Origin of the sequence: Bradyrhizobium cosmicum (genome assembly GCF_032290525.1) — a bacterium.
Taxonomy (GTDB): Bacteria; Pseudomonadota; Alphaproteobacteria; order Rhizobiales; family Xanthobacteraceae; genus Bradyrhizobium; species Bradyrhizobium cosmicum_A.
In genome coordinates, this window is sequence record NZ_JASXTA010000254.1 from 1 (window position 1) to 268 (window position 268).

Here is a 268-nt window from a genome sequence, read left to right on the forward strand (position 1 = left end):
GTCTTCGACCGCTTTGCCGAATTCGGCTCGGCACGACGCGTGTGGCTGTGGTTCCGCTCGCAAGGCCTGCGCTTTCCGCTGCACTCCAACAGCCTTGTCGATCTCCGCTGGGTCGCCCCCACTTACACAAAGATCCACCAGGTCCTCACCAACCCGTTCTATGCCGGCGTTTATGTGTATGGCCGCACCCAGCAGACATGCTATCTCGATGCGGGCGGTCGAATCCGAAAGCGCATCAGACAACGCGACCGCGAGCAGTGGCCGGTGT

1 protein-coding gene is annotated in these 268 nt (G+C 61.6%); it reads left to right on the forward strand.

Annotation, left to right across the window (positions count from 1 at the left end):
* Positions 1-268: recombinase family protein (locus tag QSV46_RS39860; RefSeq protein WP_314964112.1), on the forward strand; the 268-nt coding region annotated here is incomplete at both ends.